The organism is Stenotrophomonas sp. Ker107b (assembly GCF_053847245.1).
The window spans coordinates 481,520-500,693 of sequence record NZ_JBSPHX010000002.1; the positions used below are offsets into that span (position 1 = coordinate 481,520).

Here is a 19,174-nt window from a genome sequence, read left to right on the forward strand (position 1 = left end):
CCTGCGATAATGCTCCCATGACAGAACACACCCTCCCCGCTGGCGTCGCCGATGCGCTTGAGCGCGGCTTGGCCGCCATGCAGCTGGATGCCGCGCTGGCACCGCCGCTGCTGACCTACCTGACCCTGCTCGATCGCTGGAACCGCACGTACAACCTGACGGCCATCCGCGATCCGCTGGAGATGGTGACCCGCCACCTGCTCGATTCGCTGGCGATGCAGCCGTTCCTGGAGACCGGCACCCTGGCCGATCTGGGCACCGGCCCCGGGCTGCCGGGCATTCCGCTGGCGATCGCGCGCCCGCAGCTGCAGGTGACCCTGGTCGAGAGCAACGGCAAGAAAGCCCGCTTCATGCGCGAGGCCGTGCGCCAGCTGGGCCTGGGCAACGCCCGCGTAGCCGAGTCGCGTGCCGAGGCGCTGGCCGAACCGGCCGCCTATGACCATCTGACCGCCCGCGCGATGGATACCCTGGCCGGGATCATCCGGGTCGGGGGGCATCTGCTGCGCCCGGGCGGCCGCCTGCTGGCCATGAAAGGCGTGTACCCGCACGACGAGATCGCGCAGCTGCCGGCCGGCTGGGTGGTGGAGAAGGTGGTGCCGCTGAGCGTCCCCGGGTTGACCGGCGAGCGCCATCTGGTGGTGGTTACCGGCCCGTGAGCCGGTGACCTCGGCGAGCGCAGCGCCCGCCCCAGCAGCGTTCCGATCCGCCCCCGTGGTGGCCTCACGTGGCGCCGCCGGCGTGCCCGTGGGCGTCGCTGCGGCATTGCGGCGCGTGCCTGCCGCGCATCTCACAGTGCATGACACGCCCCATATACGCATAATGACCAGTCCCACTCCCTGCCGATGAGGCTCACCCGCATGGCCCGCATCATCGCCATCGCCAACCAGAAAGGTGGCGTCGGCAAGACCACGACCGCCGTCAATCTGGCCGCCTCCCTGGCTGCTGCACCCAAGCGCGTGCTTCTCGTCGACCTCGATTCCCAAGGCAATGCGACCATGGGCAGCGGCGTGGACAAGCGCGAAGTCGCCGCCTCCACCTGTGACTTGCTGCTGGGCGAAAGCACCGCGGCCGAGGTCCGGGTCACGACGCCGGAAGGTTTCGACCTGCTCCCGGGCAACATCGACCTGACCGCCGCCGAGATCCAGCTGATGGACCAGAGCGAGCGCGAGCAGCGCCTCAAGCGCGCACTGGCGCCGATCCGCGACGAATACGACTACATCCTGATCGACTGCCCGCCGGCGCTGTCGCTGCTGACGCTCAACGCGCTGGCCGCCGCCGATTCGGTGATCGTGCCGATGCAGTGCGAGTACTACGCGCTGGAAGGGCTGAGCGCGCTGGTGGAAACCATCGAGGCGCTGCGTGCCAACCTCAATCCCGCGCTGGAGATCGAGGGCGTGCTGCGGACCATGTTCGATGTGCGCAACAACCTGGCCAATGCCGTGTCGGCCGAGCTGACCGAGCACTTCGGCGAGCAGGTGTTCCGCACCATCGTGCCGCGCAACGTGCGCCTGGCCGAGGCGCCCAGCCATGGCCAGAGCATCGTCGGTTACGACCGTGCCTCGCGCGGTGGCGTTGCCTATCTCGGCCTGGCTGGCGAGATCATCCGTCGCAACAACCAACGCAAGAAGGCCGACAAGGCCATGGAGACCGCCTGATGAGCACCAAGCCTGCCCTCGGCAAGAAACGCGGCCTCGGCCGTGGCCTCGACGCGCTGTTGGGGCCCAAGGGGGCAGTGACACAGGTGCAGGCAGCCGCCGTGGTCGAACCGCAGCCGGGCGAACGCCTGCGCAAGCTGCCGGTCGGTCACCTGCAGCCGGGCAAGTACCAGCCGCGCCGCGACATGGACGAGACCAAGCTCGCCGAGCTGGCCGAGTCGATCAAGTCGCAGGGCGTGATCCAGCCGATCCTGGTCCGCCAGCTGGGCCCGGACAGCTTCGAGATCGTGGCCGGCGAACGCCGCTGGCGCGCGTCGCAGCTGGCTGGACTGGATGAAGTGCCGGTGGTGGTGCGCGAGCTGGAAGACCGCACCGTCATCGCGATGGCGCTGATCGAGAACATCCAGCGCGAAGACCTCAACCCGCTCGAAGAAGCCGAAGCGCTGCAGCGGCTGATCAGCGAGTTCGCCCTGACCCACGCCGAAGCCGCGCAGGCCGTCGGCCGCTCGCGTGCGGCGGTGTCCAATCTGCTGCGTCTGCTGGAGCTGCCGATCGCCATCCGCCTGCTGCTGGAAACCCGGCGGCTGGAAATGGGTCATGCCCGCGCGCTGCTCACCTTGGCGCCGGAACTGGCCAGCAAGCTGGCCCAGGAAGCGGCCGATCAGGGCTGGTCGGTGCGCGAAGTGGAACACCGTGCGCAGCAGTTCGCGGCCGGCAAGGTGCCCGGCGCGCTGCGCAAGAAGCCCGCTGCCGCGGCGCCGCAGGCGGATATCGCCTCGCTGGAGACTGAACTGTCCGAGTCGCTGGGTACCCGCGTGGCGATCGCCCACGGCCGTGGCGGCAAGGGCAAGCTGATCATCCATTACACCGACCTGGACACGCTGGATGGCGTGCTCGACCGACTTCGCGCACAGAAGGGCTGAGTCCCCCGCAGGCGTCAGAGGATTTCCCCCAACCAATGAACCCCACCAAGGTCGACCGCAACCATCTGTTGCGTCTGACCGACCTGCCGAATGTCGGGCCGGCCTGTGAGAAAGATCTCCGTCTGATCGGCATCCGCGTGCCAGCGCATCTGCGCGGTCGCGATGCCTACGACATGTACGCGCAGCTGTGTCTGCGCACCGGGGTGATGCACGACCCCTGTGTGATCGATGTATTTCTGTCGGTGCTGCGTTTCATGCAGGGCGAGGCGCCGCGGCCGTGGTGGGATTTCAGCAAGGAACGCAAGGCCACCCTGGCCAAGGAAGCGCCGCTCAGCCTCTGGTGAGGTGGGCCACCGGGACGCGCGGATCGCCACGCGGGCGTCCCGGGCACGCACTGTATTGATACGTGGCTGCATGACGGACAGACCCCATGACGATTCTCGTGACCGGCGCGGCCGGTTTCATCGGCGCCAACACCTGCAAGGCCCTGCTTGAGCGCGGTGAGCGCGTCGTCGGCCTGGACAACTACAACGACTACTACGACCCGCAGATCAAGCGCGATCGCGTGGCCGCGCTGTGCCCGGACGCCGACATCCGCGTGCTCGATCTGACCGACCGCGACGGCCTGGCCGCACTGTTCGATGAGGTCCAACCGACCCGGGTCATCCACCTGGCCGCACAGGCCGGCGTGCGTTACTCGCTGGAGAACCCGCATGCCTACGTCGACAGCAACCTGACCGGCTTCGTCAACATGCTGGAGCTGTGCCGCCATCGCGGCGTGGCCCATCTGGTGTATGCCTCCAGCAGTTCGGTATACGGCGATTCGGCGACCCCGCCGTTCTCCGAAGACCAGCGTATCGACAAGCCGCGCTCGCTGTATGCCGCGACCAAGGCCGCCAACGAGCTGATGGCCTACACCTACGCACAGCTGTTCGGCCTGCACGCCACCGGCCTGCGTTTCTTCACCGTGTACGGCCCGTGGGGCCGCCCGGACATGGCACCGCTGCTGTTCTCGCGCGCGGTGCTGGCCGGCCGCCCCATCGACGTGTTCAACGACGGCAAGATGCAGCGCGACTTCACACATGTCTCCGACATCGTCGATGGCATCCTCGGGGCGCTGGCGCATCCGTCCCGCGAGACGGTCCCGCACCGGGTGTTCAACCTCGGCAACCACACGCCGATCGAGCTGGAACATTTCATCGGGGTCATCGAGGCGGCGGCCGGACGCCCGGCGCAGAAGGTCTACAAGCCGATGCAGCCCGGCGACATGGTCCGCACCATGGCCGATACCACCCGCGCGCATGACGCTTTCGGCTATGCGCCGGCGATGCCGATCGAGCGCGGTCTGCCGCCCGTGGTGGCCTGGTGCCGCGAGTATTTCGGCGATCACGCCTGACACACACACGCCGATTCATCTTCGGATAACCTCGGGCGCGGAGAATGCGCGCTCTTTTTCGATCCTGGCCATTCGCAGAGCCCGACCATGAGCCAACCCCAGTTGTCGGTCGTCGTCCCGGTCTTCAATGAACGCGACAACGTCACGCCCCTGATCAACGAGATCACCACCGCACTGCGTGGGCAGATCGATTTCGAAATCGTCTATATCGACGACCACTCGCGCGACGACACCCTGGCGGTGCTGCAGGCCCTGAAGGCCGTCACGCCGGAGCTGCGGGTGCTGCACCACGTGACCCAGAGCGGGCAGAGCACCGCGGTGCGCAACGGCGTCAAGCACGCGCGTGCGCCGTGGATCGCCACCCTGGACGGCGACGGCCAGAACGACCCGGCCGACATCCCCAAGCTGCTCGCTGCACGGGCCGCAGCCGCCACCGAGGTCAAGCTGTTCGCCGGGTGGCGCGTCAATCGCCAGGATTCGGGCAGCAAGCGCTGGGCCAGCAAGTGGGCCAATGCGATCCGCGCCCGCATGCTGCGCGATGACACGCCCGATACCGGTTGCGGCATCAAGCTGTTCGAGCGCGCCGCGTTCCTGGATCTGCCGTACTTCGACCACATGCACCGCTACCTGCCGGCGCTGATGCAGCGGGCCGGCTGGCAGACCACCAGCGTGCCGGTCAATCACCGTCACCGCACCGCCGGGGTCTCCAAGTACAACAACCTCGGCCGCGCCCTGGTCGGCATCCGCGACCTGCGCGGGGTGGCCTGGTTGATCACGCGCAGCAAGCGCACCGCCGTGGAAGAACGCTGATGGAACTGCATTGGCTCGATCAGCCGCTCACCTGGTTGTACTGGACCGGCCTGCATGTGACCGGCTGGAAGCTCATCGGCTACACCGGCGCGCTGATGTTCGGCGGCCGCTGGCTGGTCCAGTTCGTGGCTTCGCGCCGCGCCGGCAAGCCGGTGATCCCGCGCCTGTTCTGGTACATGAGCGTGGTCGGCAGCCTGATGACGCTGAGCTACTTCCTGTTCTCGGCCAAGCAGGACTCGGTGGGCGTGCTGCAGAACCTGTTTCCGGCCTTCACCGCGTTGTACAGCCTGAAGCTGGATATCGCGCACCGTGGGTGGAAGCGGGACAAGGCGACGCACTAGGGTCGCGCAGGACTTTTGATCCATGCACCGCGCGCCAGCTTGGTGCCATGATCGGGGTTTGCCGTCCCTCGGGAACCCCTGACCGTGAAATCACCGCTCGTTGCTGCGTTGCTGCTCGCCCTGGCCCTTCCCGCCGGCGCCGCCCTGGCTGCGCCCCCGGCTGCCCCGGCCGCCGCCCCGGCCAGCCTGGCTGCCGAAAGCCCCGCCGATGCGCAGTTCCGCGCGATCTACGAGAAAGAATGGGCCTGGCGCGAAGCCGGGGGTGGTGAAGCCAGCGAAGACGGCGACGGCCCGGCCAACGCCACCCGTATGCCCGATGTCGGCGCGGCCGCGCAGCAGGGCCGGTTGAAGGTCTGGGACGACGTCCTGGCCCAGCTGGACAAGGTCGACCCCAAGGCACTCTCGGCCGAGAACCGCATCAACTACGCGATCTACCGCGACCAGGTGTTCAACCTGGCCGCCGAGGTACGCCTGCGCGCCTACGAAATGCCGTTCAACGCGGACTCCTCGTTCTGGTCGAACCTGTCCTTCATGGCCCGGCGCGAGATGAAGACCGCGCAGGACTACCGCAACTACATCGCGCGCCTGAACGATGTGCCGCGCTACTTCGACCAGCAGACCGAGAACATGCGTGCCGGCCTCAAGCGCGGCTTCAGCGTGCCGCGTGCGGTGCTCGATGGGCGCGAGGTCTCGATTGCCACCGTGTCCGAGCTGAAGGACCCGACCCAGTCGCCGCTGTACGCACCGTTCAAGAAGCTGCCGGCCAGCATCCCGGCCGCCGAGCAGGCACAGCTGCAGGAACAGGCCCGCCAGGCCATCGGCGGCAGCGTGGTGCCGGCGTTCGCCAAGCTGCGCACCTTCTTCGTCAGCGAGTACGTCCCGCAGGCGCGCACCACCCTGGCCGCTGAGGCGATGCCGGGCGGCAAGGCGTACTACAAGCAGCAGATCCACGAGTACACCACGCTGGACCTGACCCCGCAGCAGATCCACGAGATCGGCCTGAAGGAAGTCGCGCGCATCCAGGCCGAGATGAACGGCATCATCCAGCAGGTCGAGTTCAAGGGCAGCTTCGCCGAGTTCCTGACCTTCCTGCGTACCGATCCGCAGTTCTACGCCAAGACCCCGGACGAGCTGTTGCACCGGGCGGCATGGATCTCCAAGCGCGTGGATGGCGTGATCGGCAAGTACATGACGCTGCCGCGTGCGCGCTTCACCATCGTGCCGGTGCCGCCGGACATCGCCCCGTTCTGGACCGCCGGCCGCGGTGGCATGGGCACCTACTGGCTCAACACCTACAACCTGCCGGCGCGGCCGCTGTACAACCTGCCCGCGCTGACCCTGCACGAGTCCGATCCGGGCCATGCCCTGCAGGGCGCGCTGGCGGCAGAGCAGGGCGAGCAGCCCGCATTCCGTCGCAACAACTACATCTCCGCCTATGGCGAAGGCTGGGGTCTGTACTGCGAGAAGCTCGGCGTGGAGATGGGCATCTACGAAACCCCGTACGAGGATTTCGGCCGCCTCACCTACGAGATGTGGCGTGCCGCGCGCCTGGTGATCGATACCGGCGTGCACCACAAGGGCTGGACCCGCGAGCAGGCGCTGTCCTACCTGCGCGACCACACCGCGCTGAGCGAGCATGAAGTGACCACCGAAGTGGACCGCTACATCTCCTGGCCGGGCCAGGCGCTGAGCTACAAGCTTGGCGAGATCGCGATCGTGCGCCTGCGCGCGCAGGCCGAGCAGGAGCTGGGCGACCGTTTCGACGTCAAGGCCTTCCACGACGCCGTGCTCAGCCAAGGCTCGGTGCCGCTGCCGGTGCTGGAGGAACAGATCCAGGCCTTCATCGCCCAGCGCAAGGCCGCCGCCAGCTGAGGTGCGCCGGGCCGGCCATCGCGCCGGCCCCGGCCAACGTGAACCAAGCGGCCGGGCTGCGATTGTGTAACGGCTTCACGCCCGGCTACCCTGCGGGCCATGTTCCGTCGTGCCCGCCCGCGTCCGTCCCTGCTGCTCCGCCTGCTGATGCTGGTGGTGGTCGGTGTGGGCGTGTTCGGCAGTTCGCTGGCCTCGGCCCTGGCCGACATCCACCTGACCGTGCACGCGGACAGCAGCGACGTGCATGGCAGCCTGGATGACGCCGCCGCCGATGTACCAGTTGACGACGACGGCAAGGAAGACTGGCTGCATGCCCTGGTGCATTGCGGTCACTGTCATGGCCACGGCGGCGTGCTGCCGATGGCCGCGATGGCCTGGAGCCTGCCGGCGGCCCCCAGCCACGGCGTGCCTGCCGGGTTGATCGCGCAGCTGCGCACGCAGCCGCCCGAGAACCTGCTGCGTCCTCCGATAGCGATCTGATGCCCTGCGGCCGCGCGCCGCCGTTTGCCATCTGATCGCTTTCTGGAGACTCCCATGTGGATGCGTCTGGCAGCTTTGGCTGCCATTGCGTTCGTGCCGTGCGTGTACGCACAGGGCACGACACCTGCTGCACCGTTGACCCTCGACGACGCCATCGCGCGCGTCGCCCAGTACCACCCCGACCTGCGCCTGGCGCAGGCTCAGCGCCCGGTGTGGGAAGCCCGCCGTGACGCGGCCGGCCTGTCGCCCCCTTTGACGGTGGGCGTGGAGCTGGAGAACGCACTCGGCAGCGGGGACGCTCGTGGCTTCGATGCCGCCGAAGTCACCGTTACCCTGGCCGGCGTGCTGGAACGCGGCGGCAAGCTGGATGCCCGCCGTGCCGTGGCCCAAGCGAACCTGGACAGCTTGGCCCCGCAGCGCGAAACCGCACGGCTGGATCTGATGGCCGAGGTCGCCCGCCGCTATCTGGCCGTGACCGACGCGCGCCAGCAGCTGCGCATCGCCGAGACCGATATCGAGCAGCGCAGGCGCGCCGTCGCCGCCGCGCGGCTGCGTCTGCAGGCCGGTGCCTCACCGGAATCGGTGCTGCTGACCGCACAGGCGATGCAGGCCCAGGCCGAGCTGGACCGCGATCGCGCCCGGCAGATGGATCAGTCCGCACGTGCGGCGCTGTCGGCGTTGTGGCGCCAGCGCGAGCCCGGTTTCGACGTGGTCACCGGCGACCCGATGCAGCTGCCCGCGCTGCAGGACTTCGCCGTGCTCGCCGAGGAACTGCAGCGCACCCCGGAACTGGCAGTGCTGGCCGGCGAGCGCCGCATCCGCGAAGCGCAGGTGCAGCTGGCCCGCACCCAGGCACGGCCCGATGTCAGCTGGCAGGTGGGCGTGCGCAATGCGCGCGATACCCGCGACACCTCCCTGGTCGCCGGTTTCAGCCTGCCGCTGGGCAGTGTGCGCCGTGCCGACCCGGAGATCCGCGCCGCCGAGGCCGAACTGGCGCTCAACAGTGTGGAGCGCGAGTCGCGCGCGCTGCAGCTGTACGCCACGTTGGCCGAAGCACATGGCCGCTACCTGACCTCGCGGCTGGAAGTCACCCGCATGGCGCGCGACGTACTGCCGCAGCTGCAGCGTGCCGAGAACGCTGCCGAGAAGGCATGGCGCGCCGGCGCGATCAGTTACATGGAATGGGCGCAGCTGCAGGCGATGCGGATCGACGCACGCCAGCGCCAGCTGGACGCGGCCATCGCCGCACAGACCGCCCTGATCGAACTCCAGCGCTTGACCGGCCAGAGCATGGTCGCCGCTACCGACACCGTGTCCACGGAGGACCGCCGATGACCCTTTTCCAGACCCGTACCGCGCTGGCCGGCAGCCTGTTGATCGCGCTGATGGCGCTCACCGGCTGTGGCAGCAGTGCGCCCGCTGCAGCGCCGGACAAGGCCGCCGGCACGGATGCCGGCCATGGCGAGGCCGGGCATGACGATGATCATGACGACCACGACGCCCCGGAAAGCACCACCATCGCCGCGGCCATGGCCGAACAGGCCGGCATCCGCGTGGCACCGGTCGTGGCCGGCACCATCGCTGACGAACACGATGTGCAGGGTCTGTTGACCCCGGTCGATGGCCGCGTTGCCCAGGTGATGGCGCGCTTTCCCGGCCCGATCCGCTCGCTGCGCGCCGATGTGGGCGACCGCGTGCGTGCCGGCCAGGTGCTGGCCAGCATCGAGAGCAACCTCAGTCTCACCACGTACACCGTGACCGCACCGATCAGCGGCGTGGTGCTCGCGCGCCAGGCGCAGGTGGGCGGGGTGGCGGGCGAGGGCACGCCGTTGTTCGAGATCGGTGATCTGTCCACGCTGTGGGTGGATCTGCATATCTTCGGCAACGATACCCAGCACATCACTGCCGGCGTGCCGGTCACGGTGTCACGCATGACCGACGGCGTCAGCCAGACCACCACGCTGGAGCGCGTGCTGCCCGGCACCGCCACCGCCAGCCAGAGCACGGTCGCGCGCGCCACGCTGCGCAACGACGACGGCCAATGGCGGCCCGGTGCCGCGGTCAAGGCGCGCATTGTGGTGGCCACCACGCCGGCCGCGCAGGTGGTGCCCCTGAGTGCGTTGCAGACGATGGACGGCAAGGACGTGGTGTTCGTGCGCGAAGGCGACACCTACACCGCGCGTGCGGTGACCCTGGGTGCGCGCGATGCGGGCAAGGTGGAAGTACTCAGTGGCCTGACCGTCGGCGAAGACGTCGTGGTCGAGCAGAGCTACGTGGTCAAGGCCGACATCGGCAAGGCAGGGGCATCGCATGAACATTGATGCGTTGCCGCGCCCCGCACATGGAGGGCGCCACCATGCTTGAGCGCATCCTCCGCGCCGCCATCGCCCATCGCTGGTTGATGATGGCCCTGACGTTGGTGCTGATCGTCATCGGCAGCTGGAGCTTCACCCGGCTGCCGATCGACGCCACGCCGGACATCACCAATGTCCAGGTGCAGATCAATACCGCGGCCCCCGGCTACTCGCCGCTGGAGACCGAACAGCGCATCACCTATCCGGTGGAAACAGTGATGGCCGGCCTGCCGGCGATGGAGCAGGCACGCTCGCTGTCGCGCTACGGGCTCTCGCAGGTGACCGTGGTCTTCAAGGACGGCACCGACATCTACTTCGCCCGCCAGCAGGTCGCCGAACGCCTGCAGCAGGTCAAATCGCAGATTCCCGACGGGCTGGATCCGCAGCTGGGACCGATCTCGACCGGCCTCGGCGAGATCTTCATGTACACCATCGATGCCGATCCCAAGGCGCGCAAGGCCGATGGCACGCCGTACACCGCCACCGACCTGCGCACCCTGCAGGACTGGGTGATCCGGCCGCAGCTGCGCAACGTGCCCGGCGTGACCGAGGTCAACACCATCGGTGGCTTCCAGCGCCAGGTGCACATCACGCCGGATCCGGCACGGCTGCGCGCGCTGGGCTTTACCTTGGAGGACGTGGCGCAGGCGGTGGAGGCCAACAACCAGAACGTCGGCGCCGGCTACATCGAACGCAACGGCCAGCAGTTCCTGGTCCGCATCCCCGGCCAGGTCGCCAACCTGGAGGAGATCGGCAACATCGTGCTGGCCCGCCGCGAAGGCGTGCCGATCCACGTGCACGACGTCGCCCAGGTGCAGGACGGACCGGAACTGCGCAGTGGTGCGGCCACCCAGAACGGCCATGAAGTGGTGATGGGCACGGTGGTGATGCTGATCGGGGCCAACAGCCGCGATGTGGCCCAGGCCGCGGCGGCGCGTCTGCAGCAGGCGCAGGCCAGTCTGCCCGAGGGCGTCACCGTCACCGCCAGCTACGACCGCACCGCGCTGGTCGACCGCACCATCGCAACGGTCGCCAAGAACCTGATCGAAGGCGCCTTGCTGGTGATCGTGGTGCTGTTCCTGCTGCTCGGCAACTTCCGCGCGGCGTTGATCACCGCGGCGGTGATTCCGCTGGCGATGCTGTTCACGCTGACCGGCATGGCCCGTGGCGGCGTCTCGGCCAACCTGATGAGCCTGGGGGCGCTGGACTTCGGCCTGATCGTCGATGGGGCGGTAATCATCATCGAGAACTGCCTGCGCCGCTTCGGCGAGCGCCAGCACGCGCTCGGCCGCGACATGACCCGCGAGGAACGCTTCGCCGAAACCGCCAGCGCCACCGCCGAGGTGATCCGCCCGAGCCTGTTCGGGCTGGGCATCATCACCGCGGTGTACCTGCCGATCTTCGCGCTCACTGGCGTGGAAGGAAAAATGTTCCACCCGATGGCGATCACCGTGGTGCTGGCCCTGACCGGTGCGATGGTGCTGGCCCTGACCTTCGTGCCCGCCGCGATCGCGCTGTTCCTCGGTGGCCGTGTGCAGGAGAAGGAGAACCGCCTGATGGCCTGGGTGCGTCGGCGCTACGAGCCGATGCTGGGCTTCGCGCTGCGTCGCGGCCGCTGGATGGTCGGTGGTGCGCTGGTGCTGGTGATCGGCTGCGGCCTGCTGGCCACGCGGTTGGGCAGCGAGTTCGTGCCGAACCTGGACGAAGGCGATGTCGCCATGCACGCCATGCGCATCCCCGGGACCAGCCTGACCCAGTCCATCGAGATGCAGAAGCAGATCGAGAACCGGCTGGTGCAGTTCGCCGAGGTGGACAAGGTGTTCTCCAAGATCGGCACGCCCGAAGTCGCGTCCGATCCGATGCCGCCGTCGGTCGCCGATACCTTCATCATGATGAAACCGCGCAAGGCCTGGCCGGATCCACGCAAGTCGCGCGCGGCACTGCTGGCCGAGCTGGAGGAGGCGGTCGAGCAGCTGCCCGGCAACAACTACGAGTTCACCCAGCCGATCCAGATGCGCACCAACGAGCTGATCTCCGGCGTCCGTGCCGACGTGGCGGTGATGCTGTTCGGCGATGACCTGGACACGCTGCTGTCGGTCGGCAAGCGCATCGCGGCGGTGGTCGGCACGGTGCCGGGCGCGGCGGATGTGCGGGTGGAGGAGACCAGTGGCCTGCCGTTGCTGACCGTTACCCCCAACCGCACCGCGTTGGCCGGGTATGGCTTGAATCCCGGCCAGGTGCAGTCGACCGTAGCCACTGCGGTCGGCGGGCAGGTGGCAGGGCAGCTGTTCGAGGGTGACCGCCGCTTCGACATCGTGGTGCGCCTGCCTGAAGCACTGCGCCAGGACCCGGCCGCACTGGCGGATCTGCCGGTGTCGCTGGAGACGGCGCTGGCCGATGACGCCGACGAGTCCAGCCGCACCGGCAGCTGGACCAGCGGCAGTGCACGCACCGTGCCGCTGCGTGAGCTGGCGACGCTGAGCAACAGCGAAGGGCCGAACCAGATCAACCGCGAAAACGGCAAGCGCCGGATCGTGGTCACCGCCAACGTGCGTGACCGCGACCTCGGCGGGTTCGTCGGCGAGCTGCAGCAGGCGATCGGGCGCGATGTGCAGGTGCCCAACGGCTACTGGATCGAGTACGGCGGCAGCTTCGAGCAGCTGATCTCGGCCAGCCAGCGCCTGTCGATCGTGGTGCCGGTGACGCTGGCGATCATCTTCGCGCTGCTGTTCTGGGCATTCGGCTCGGTCAAGGATGCGGCCATCGTGTTCAGTGGCGTGCCGCTGGCGCTCACTGGCGGCGTGCTTGCGTTGGCCCTGCGCGGCATTCCGTTGTCGATCTCGGCCGGCGTCGGCTTCATCGCGCTGTCCGGCGTGGCGGTGCTCAACGGCCTGGTGATGATCAGCTTCGTGCGCAGCCTGCGCGAGCAGGGCATGGTGCTGCCGCAGGCGGTCCGCGACGGTGCGCTGGGCCGTCTGCGCCCGGTGCTGATGACCGCGCTGGTGGCCTCGCTCGGCTTCGTGCCGATGGCGTTCAATGTTGGTGCGGGCTCGGAGGTGCAGCGTCCGCTGGCGACCGTGGTGATCGGCGGGATCGTCTCGTCCACGCTGCTGACGTTGTTGGTGTTGCCGGTGCTGTATCGGTGGCTGCATCGCAAGGACGCCGCCGTACCGGTTACGGGGTAGCACCGGGTTGTGGGGTAACACCCGACCGTTGGTCGGGTAAACCCGCAGGCGGCACGGCAACTGCCGTGCCCACCATGGCCGCGGTCATCGAGGTGACAGATACGCCTCGATCGCCGCGACGCCAACGGCCACGCCATCTTCGACCGTCATCGCCCGGCCAAGCGCGACGGCACGCGAGCGCGTGTCGGCCCGCTCGGCAACGGCAATGGCACTGGCCAGCCGGACGGCATCCAACCGCTTCGGCGACAGCGCCGCCGGTGCCACGCCCAGCCGGTGCAGCCGATCCGCCCAGAAGAACTGGTCGGCGGCGAACGGCATCACCAGCGAGGGCACCCCGGCCCGGCAGGCCGAATGCGTGGTGCCGCTGCCACCGTGATGGATGATCAGCGCGCAGCGCAGGAACAAGGCCTCATGCGGGGTCGGCCCGATCACGAACACGTTGGGCGGCAGGGGAGCACTGGGCAGCCCGGCCCAGCCGGGGAACAGCAGCACCCGCCGCGGCGCCAAGGCCGCCAGCAGCGCGGGTAGCACCTGCTCGCGATCAAAGCCGGTCATGCTGCCGAAGCCGAGGTAGACCGGGGCGGGGCCGGCGTCCAGGAAGGCCTGCAGATCCGGCGGCGGCTGCCAGCCGCGCTCGGGCGCGCGCCACTGGCCGCAGATCTGGTGGTTGTCCGGCCAGTCCGGCGGCGGTGGCAGCAGACGGGGCGAGATGCCGTACAGCATCGGCAGATCCCGCCAGGGGGAGGCGCGCCTCGGCATTCCCAGTGCCTGGCGCGCCGCGTTGATCGGGCGGCGGAAGGTGCGCCATACCGCCTGGTTGACCAGGGTGTAGCTGAGCCGGTTGAGCCCCCCCGGCAGGCGCAGGCGCGGCAGGAACGGGGAGGGGAAGCTGGTGGTCGGCGTCAGCGGGATCATCCCGGTGCCGATCACCGGCAGCCCGTGGTGCTCGGCCACGGTCAGTCCCACGAAAGCGGCCAGCCCGCCGGTCAGCACGGCATCGCACCCGGCGGCAGCGGCATCGGCCTGGCGCATCCATCCGGGCACGTGCCGTTGCGCCATCCGCGCCAGACCCCGTGAGGCGGCGAGCCGGGCGTTGCCGCGCGAGACCAATGCCACCACCTCGTCATGGATGTCGCCTTCCAGCGCGGCATGCGGGACGCCCAGTTCGCGCGCGGTCTCCAGCGTGCCGCGCTCGGCCAGCAGCCGCACCTCATGGCCTGCGGCGATCAATCCATGGCAGAGCATCACCAGCGGGCGGGTATCGCCTTCGGTGCCGTAGGTCAGGGCGAGCAGCTTCATGGCAGGCGCTTCGGGAACATGGCACGACAGGTCATTGCGAGAATCTTCATGCGGGGCGGTCCTTCTCAGGTGGCCAGCCTAGCGCAGGCGCCAGTGACGGCCGCATCGTCCACGCACGCATCGCATTGGAACGGCACGGCATCTCTGCTACTTTCCGCCTCGGAACGACCGCGCTCGCGGTGTCGCAGGAAGCAGGGAATGGCTCGCAATCTGTTGTTCGGCAAGGAGGCCGCTATCGCGGGCCTGTCTGTCGCCACGCGCTCTCAGGCACGCACCACCACGCTGGGCGCGGCCTCGCTCGACAGCCGGCTCCGGCAGAAACGATCGCCCGCGTACGTGCAGGCCATGACCCGGGTCGATGTTGGCGGCCACGTGCACGATCGCGACGCATTGGCGGCGCTGAAGCAGCTGGTCGCCGCGGAGCTCGGCGAGATAGCCCTCGAGGATCGCCTGCTCGGCATCGTCAGCCGTTGCATGCTCGGTCACCCCTATGAGGTCCATACGCTGGACATGACCGGGCAGATCATCGAGCACTTCAAGATCGGCCACACCCTGCCGCTAACGCTCGAACGGGCACGCACGCTGGCCCTGCATCCGTCCTACGCCTTCATCGAGGTGTACGCGAACCGGATGGTCACCGTCAGCGACTCCGGCCAGACCGCCGTCATCGAAGGAACGACATGAGCACACAACGCATCATCCATATGGCGGATCTGTCCGCCATCAACAGCAGCCTGCGCTCGCTGGGGCGGGACCTGGACGCACTGCACACCCAGGCCCACGCGATCCAGAGCGATGTAGGTGCCACCCGCAGCGAACTGGCGCGCCTGGAAAAGGCATTCATGGATTTCGTGGCAGCGGACCTGAAAGCCAAGGAACTGTCGCTGGCCGAAACCCGTCAGGTCAAGATCCGCCAGGAGCTGGAGAACCGGTTCGGCCACTACGCCGAGGTCCGCCGCCAGACCACCGGCATCCTGCAGGCGGCCGACATCAGTCTGGTCCGGCAGGACACCATCCGTGCCGCCAGCGAGAATCTCATGCTGGCGGCGCCCGGTTACTGGCTGGCCCCGGCACTGGTGGCGCTGGCCGCGTGGCTCAACGACCAGCAGGATCTGGCGCAGCGTGCGCTGGCCGAGGCCATCCGTCGTGATGACGAGAAAACCAGCCTGCTGTTCTCTCTTGTCAGCCGCCGCGCGGGTCGTCTGTCGGCCGCCCAGCAATGGATGGACCGTTATCTGGGCATGCAGAACCCGGTGGAACTGGACCGCCAGACGGTGGTGCTGATCGACGCGATCGCGGGGGGGGTGTTCGGCGTGGATACCGCCCGCATCTGTGTGGCCCGCACCAATGAATGGATCGAAGAGCTGGCCCAGCGGGCCGGCTTCGTGGAGGCCCAGCGCAGCCAGTGGATCGATGCACTGCGCTCCAAGACCCCCAATGGCGACGACAGCGCCCGCTACCCGCACCTGCAGCGGTTCAGTCCAACCTGGCCGTCCCTGCAGGACTCGCTCAATGCCACGGCGACCCACGCGGCTGTCACCCGGCATTTCCAGAGTGTGTTCAGCGGCGATGTACGTGCGACGGCCGGTCTGGCCGCCGATGTCGACGCCCTGCTGACCAAGCTGGTCTCGCACTTCGATGCCGAAGAGCTGCCGCTGCGGCGCGATGAAGCCCTGTGCAAGCTGATCATCGATGAAAACGGTGACCGCCCCGCGGCCGACCGTCGCTTCCAGCTGCAGGACCCGGCACTGGAGCACCGCATCAGCTTCACCCAGTTGCTCACCAACGCCGCGATGCATCCTGAAACCTCGCAGGCCTCGCGCGCCACCCAGCGCTTTGCGACCGCCCAGTCGCGCAGCTGGATTCTGGAGGCTCACCACGATCTCACTGCCAGCATCCGCCAGGCGATTCCGACCGACGTGGAGGTCACCCTGGATGCATGGCAGGGCAGCACCCGCGATGGCAGCAACCAGGTTGAATTGGAGACCTCGCTCAATGCGCACGTTGACACCGGGCTGGCCCAGGCGCTGGCGGGCGTGAAGCTGCGCTTCCAGCATTGGGCTGTCCTGGTGCTGGGTGTCCTGCTGCTGGTGATGACCATTGGCAACGTCATCGGCATGGTGATCGCCGCGCTGATGCTGCTGTGGGTGGGCATGGCCTACAAGAATCTGGAAAAGACCCGCGAAACGGTCCGCGCCGACTTCACGCGGCAGCGCGAGCAACTGCAGAACGCGCTCAAGGCCTGCATGGCTGAAGTCGTGGAGGTGCGGCGTGACCTCGCCGCACGCGATGCCCAGTCTGCCGAGTTGACCGCGCTGCTGGAGTCGATCACGCCCGAGCAGTTCACCCTTGGCGGTCATGACACTACCCGCCGCATCCTTGCTGCCACCGCCTGAGGCCCGACCATGACCCGTTCCCTGCTTGATGCTTCCGCCGTGCCGCCTCCGTTGCCGGCCCAGGACGCCCTCCCGCCGCCGCTGAACGATGTCGCGGCGGCTACCCCGGTTGTTTCCGGCGCGCCGCTGGTCAATATTGCGGCCCCGGATGCGCTCGCCGGCGCCCTGCCTGGCTGGGACCTGCTGCCGAAGACCGGTTTCGTACGCCGCAAACGCGCCTCGCACGGATGACACTGCCGGTTCCGCGGACCTATGCCGAATGGAGCCAGGTCCTGGATGCCTTCAGCGAAGGAGGTCGCGAAGCCGAGGCGCTCGCGGCCATGGCGGCTGGGCGCCTGGACTGGACCCCCGGCGTGGCGCAGTTGTTCACCGACCGGGTGACCACGCTGCTTGACCTGCGGCTGAAGCACTGCAGCGCTCGCCTGCAGCGCGATCTGGGTGATCGCGCCGATGAAGTGACCCTGGTGCGTGCGCTGCTGGATGCGCGTCGGCACTTCAGTGTGCTGCATCAGCTGGCCTCGCTGGCAACGCTGCCTGAATCGCTGCGTGCGTTCCTGCGCGACGAACTGGTCCGCATCACGGCTAGGATGCAGGCCGACCTGGAAGCCAACGCACGCACGCTGCGCTGCGACCGCACCCTGCGTGCGGTGCGCTACAACAGCCTGTGCCACTACCGGCCGGCCGCGCTGGATGCCGCCGCGCCGCCGCCACTCCCGTCTGCTTCACCTGCCGACGTCCCCGCCGTAGCGGGTCGCCGGCGAACCTTGATGATCTGAATCCATGAGCGATACCCGCGAGTTCCATGCCACGCTGACCCGCTACCTGAAAGCGCGCGTGCCCTTCATCTCCATCCGCAGCACCGAGCGCGCGCGGGTGCTGGATATCCTGCGTGACGTGGCCGGTGCGCTGAGTGCGCCGTTCTACGTGCACACCCTCTCGCAGGGAACGCGCGAGCTGGCCACCGGGCGGATCGTCAACGAAGACCGCTCGGTCATCGGCGCGGTCGACTTCGCCAGCCAGCAGATGGCGCAACGGCAGAACCTCAGTTTCGTGTTGACTGAAGTGTCCGACCTGGAGGACGACACGCCCTCGGCGCGGCAGTTGATCGATGTGGCGATGCTGGCGGCCGACCACGGTGGTTCGCTGGTGGTGGTCACCAGCAAGCCGGTATTCGGCCAGCTGCAGCGGCTGGGCATGTCGCTGGTGTTGTCGCCGCCCACCGAAGACGAGATGGCGGCGATCATCCACGAACAGATCGATCCGTACCGCAGCCAGTTCCAGATCGAGTGGGACGACGCCGACATCCGCCAGGCGGCGGCCATCCTGGCCGGCATCTCGCGGCTGGAGGCGGAGAACATCATCGCCACGCTGCTGGTCAACGGGCGCATCGACAAGAATGATCTGGTCGAACTGATGCATGCCAAGGACCGGATCTTCGCCGACATTTCCGGCATCGAGCGTGTGCCGGTGCGCGGGGGCGATCTGAGTGTGGGTGGCCTTGGTGGCCTCAAGAGCTGGCTGGCACGCGAACGGCCGCTGCTGACCGCCGATCTGCGCGAGCGCGGCATCCGCCCGCCGCGAGGCGTGCTGCTGGTCGGCGTACCGGGCTGTGGCAAATCGCTGTCGGCCAAGGCCATTGCCCAGGACTGGCAGTTGCCGCTGTACCGCCTGGACCTCTCCACCATCCACGGCCAGTACCTGGGCCAGAGCGAAGGCCGCCTCAAGGAAGCGCTTGCCACGGCGGATCACGTGGCGCCCTGCGTGCTGTGGATCGACGAGATCGAAAAGGGCCTGGCCGGCGCCACCGGGGGCGGCGACGGCGGCACCTCGACCCGTCTGGTCGGCCAGTTCCTGTACTGGCTGCAGGAAGCACGTACCCGCGTGTTCGTGGTGGCAACTGCAAATGATGTGTCCAAGCTGCCGCCGGAGCTGCTGCGCCGGGGCCGGTTCGACGAACTCTTCTTCGTCGACCTGCCGACCGCGCCGGAACGCCGCGACATCATCGGCATCTACGCCCGGCGGGGCCTGCAGCAGCGCGAACTGGCGCCGGCGCTGCTCGACGAGCTGGTCGAGCTGTCTGAGGGCTTTGCCGGTTCGGACCTGGAATCGGCGGTGCGTGAGGTGGTGAAAGAGGCGTACCTGAAGGGCGATGCCGTGGTCACCGATGCGCTGTTCCGGCGGAGTTTCCAGAACGTGGTGCCGTTGTCGCGGACCGCACCGGAGCAGATCGAGAACATCCGCGCGTGGGGCCGTGAACGGGCCGTACCGGCCTCGGGTGAGCCGATTGCGGCCAGCACCCCGGCCGCCGGGCGGCCGCGCCGCGCCGTCCTGGCATGAACGACCCGGCCGGCAGGCCCTGCCGGCCTCGGTTGCGCCATCAGGGCCAAGCGGGCATAATGCGCGGCTCGCTGTGTCCAAAAACCTTTGGATCGGTGGCCGGGAACACGTCATCCGGTCCGCCCT

The 19,174-nt window shown here is 68.3% G+C and carries 18 protein-coding genes; 17 read left to right on the forward strand and 1 reads right to left on the reverse strand.

What is annotated here, in order from left to right; genetic code table 11:
• The first annotated feature begins 17 nt into the window (after positions 1–17).
• From rsmG to ACWV8V_RS12080, 12 genes are all read left to right on the forward strand, one after another.
• Entirely contained in the window at positions 18–656 is a 639-nt protein-coding gene (gene rsmG, locus ACWV8V_RS12025; RefSeq protein ID WP_259261931.1) for a 16S rRNA (guanine(527)-N(7))-methyltransferase RsmG, read from the forward strand.
• Positions 657–857: 201 nt separating this feature from the next.
• Positions 858–1,655 carry a ParA family protein gene (locus ACWV8V_RS12030; RefSeq protein ID WP_259261932.1) on the forward strand — a complete coding sequence of 266 codons (798 nt, stop codon included), beginning with the start codon at positions 858–860 and terminating at the stop codon, positions 1,653–1,655.
• On the forward strand, positions 1,655–2,578 hold the full coding sequence (locus tag ACWV8V_RS12035; protein ID WP_259261933.1) for a ParB/RepB/Spo0J family partition protein: 924 nt from the start codon (positions 1,655–1,657) through the stop codon (positions 2,576–2,578). The genes ACWV8V_RS12030 and ACWV8V_RS12035 overlap by 1 nt, the downstream gene beginning before the upstream one ends.
• A 35-nt stretch (positions 2,579–2,613) precedes the next feature.
• Positions 2,614–2,922: a helix-hairpin-helix domain-containing protein gene (locus tag ACWV8V_RS12040; RefSeq protein ID WP_019185615.1), complete on the forward strand. Its 309-nt coding sequence runs from the start codon at positions 2,614–2,616 to the stop codon at positions 2,920–2,922.
• Between the two features lie 86 nt (positions 2,923–3,008).
• A complete protein-coding gene (locus ACWV8V_RS12045) occupies positions 3,009–3,974 on the forward strand; it encodes an SDR family NAD(P)-dependent oxidoreductase (RefSeq protein WP_259261935.1) in 966 nt (321 codons plus the stop codon).
• An 87-nt stretch (positions 3,975–4,061) separates the two neighbouring features.
• A complete protein-coding gene (locus ACWV8V_RS12050) occupies positions 4,062–4,784 on the forward strand; it encodes a glycosyltransferase family 2 protein (RefSeq protein ID WP_346468683.1) in 723 nt (240 codons plus the stop codon).
• A complete protein-coding gene (locus tag ACWV8V_RS12055; protein ID WP_121040949.1) occupies positions 4,784–5,125 on the forward strand; it encodes a lipid-A-disaccharide synthase N-terminal domain-containing protein in 342 nt (113 codons plus the stop codon). Before ACWV8V_RS12050 ends, ACWV8V_RS12055 begins: the two co-directional genes overlap by 1 nt.
• 84 nt (positions 5,126–5,209) lie before the next feature.
• A complete protein-coding gene (locus ACWV8V_RS12060) occupies positions 5,210–6,997 on the forward strand; it encodes a DUF885 domain-containing protein (RefSeq protein ID WP_259261937.1) in 1,788 nt (595 codons plus the stop codon).
• Positions 6,998–7,096: 99 nt separating this feature from the next.
• Positions 7,097–7,477, forward strand: a complete 381-nt coding sequence (locus ACWV8V_RS12065; protein ID WP_259261938.1) for a DUF2946 family protein — start codon at positions 7,097–7,099, stop codon at positions 7,475–7,477.
• A 54-nt stretch (positions 7,478–7,531) separates the two neighbouring features.
• Complete coding sequence (locus tag ACWV8V_RS12070) at positions 7,532–8,812, forward strand: TolC family protein (RefSeq protein WP_455899821.1); 1,281 nt, start codon at positions 7,532–7,534, stop codon at positions 8,810–8,812.
• Positions 8,809–9,798, forward strand: a complete 990-nt coding sequence (locus ACWV8V_RS12075) for an efflux RND transporter periplasmic adaptor subunit (protein WP_259261940.1) — start codon at positions 8,809–8,811, stop codon at positions 9,796–9,798. The genes ACWV8V_RS12070 and ACWV8V_RS12075 overlap by 4 nt, the downstream gene beginning before the upstream one ends.
• Positions 9,799–9,833: 35 nt before the next feature.
• Positions 9,834–13,016 (forward strand): efflux RND transporter permease subunit, encoded by a 3,183-nt coding sequence (locus tag ACWV8V_RS12080; RefSeq protein WP_455899822.1) that lies wholly within the window; start codon positions 9,834–9,836, stop codon positions 13,014–13,016.
• 84 nt (positions 13,017–13,100) lie between these two features.
• Here the strand turns inward: ACWV8V_RS12080 and ACWV8V_RS12085 are convergent, their stop codons facing one another.
• Positions 13,101–14,315: a glycosyltransferase gene (locus tag ACWV8V_RS12085; protein WP_455899823.1), complete on the reverse strand. Its 1,215-nt coding sequence runs from the start codon at positions 14,313–14,315 to the stop codon at positions 13,101–13,103.
• A 198-nt stretch (positions 14,316–14,513) separates the two neighbouring features.
• Between ACWV8V_RS12085 and ACWV8V_RS12090 the strand changes: the two genes are divergently transcribed.
• The 5 genes from ACWV8V_RS12090 to ACWV8V_RS12110 are packed head-to-tail and all read left to right on the forward strand — an operon-like array spanning position 14,514 to position 19,048.
• Positions 14,514–14,999, forward strand: a complete 486-nt coding sequence (locus ACWV8V_RS12090; RefSeq protein WP_259261943.1) for a hypothetical protein — start codon at positions 14,514–14,516, stop codon at positions 14,997–14,999.
• Positions 14,996–16,711: a hypothetical protein gene (locus tag ACWV8V_RS12095; protein ID WP_259261944.1), complete on the forward strand. Its 1,716-nt coding sequence runs from the start codon at positions 14,996–14,998 to the stop codon at positions 16,709–16,711. The genes ACWV8V_RS12090 and ACWV8V_RS12095 overlap by 4 nt, the downstream gene beginning before the upstream one ends.
• Before the next feature lie 9 nt (positions 16,712–16,720).
• Entirely contained in the window at positions 16,721–16,942 is a 222-nt protein-coding gene (locus ACWV8V_RS12100) for a hypothetical protein (protein ID WP_455899824.1), read from the forward strand.
• The gene (locus ACWV8V_RS12105) at positions 16,939–17,487 is read left to right on the forward strand and encodes a hypothetical protein (protein ID WP_259261945.1); all 549 of its coding nucleotides are present in this window, start codon (positions 16,939–16,941) and stop codon (positions 17,485–17,487) included. Before ACWV8V_RS12100 ends, ACWV8V_RS12105 begins: the two co-directional genes overlap by 4 nt.
• Before the next feature lie 4 nt (positions 17,488–17,491).
• Positions 17,492–19,048: an AAA family ATPase gene (locus tag ACWV8V_RS12110; RefSeq protein ID WP_121040929.1), complete on the forward strand. Its 1,557-nt coding sequence runs from the start codon at positions 17,492–17,494 to the stop codon at positions 19,046–19,048.
• Positions 19,049–19,174 lie beyond the last annotated feature (126 nt).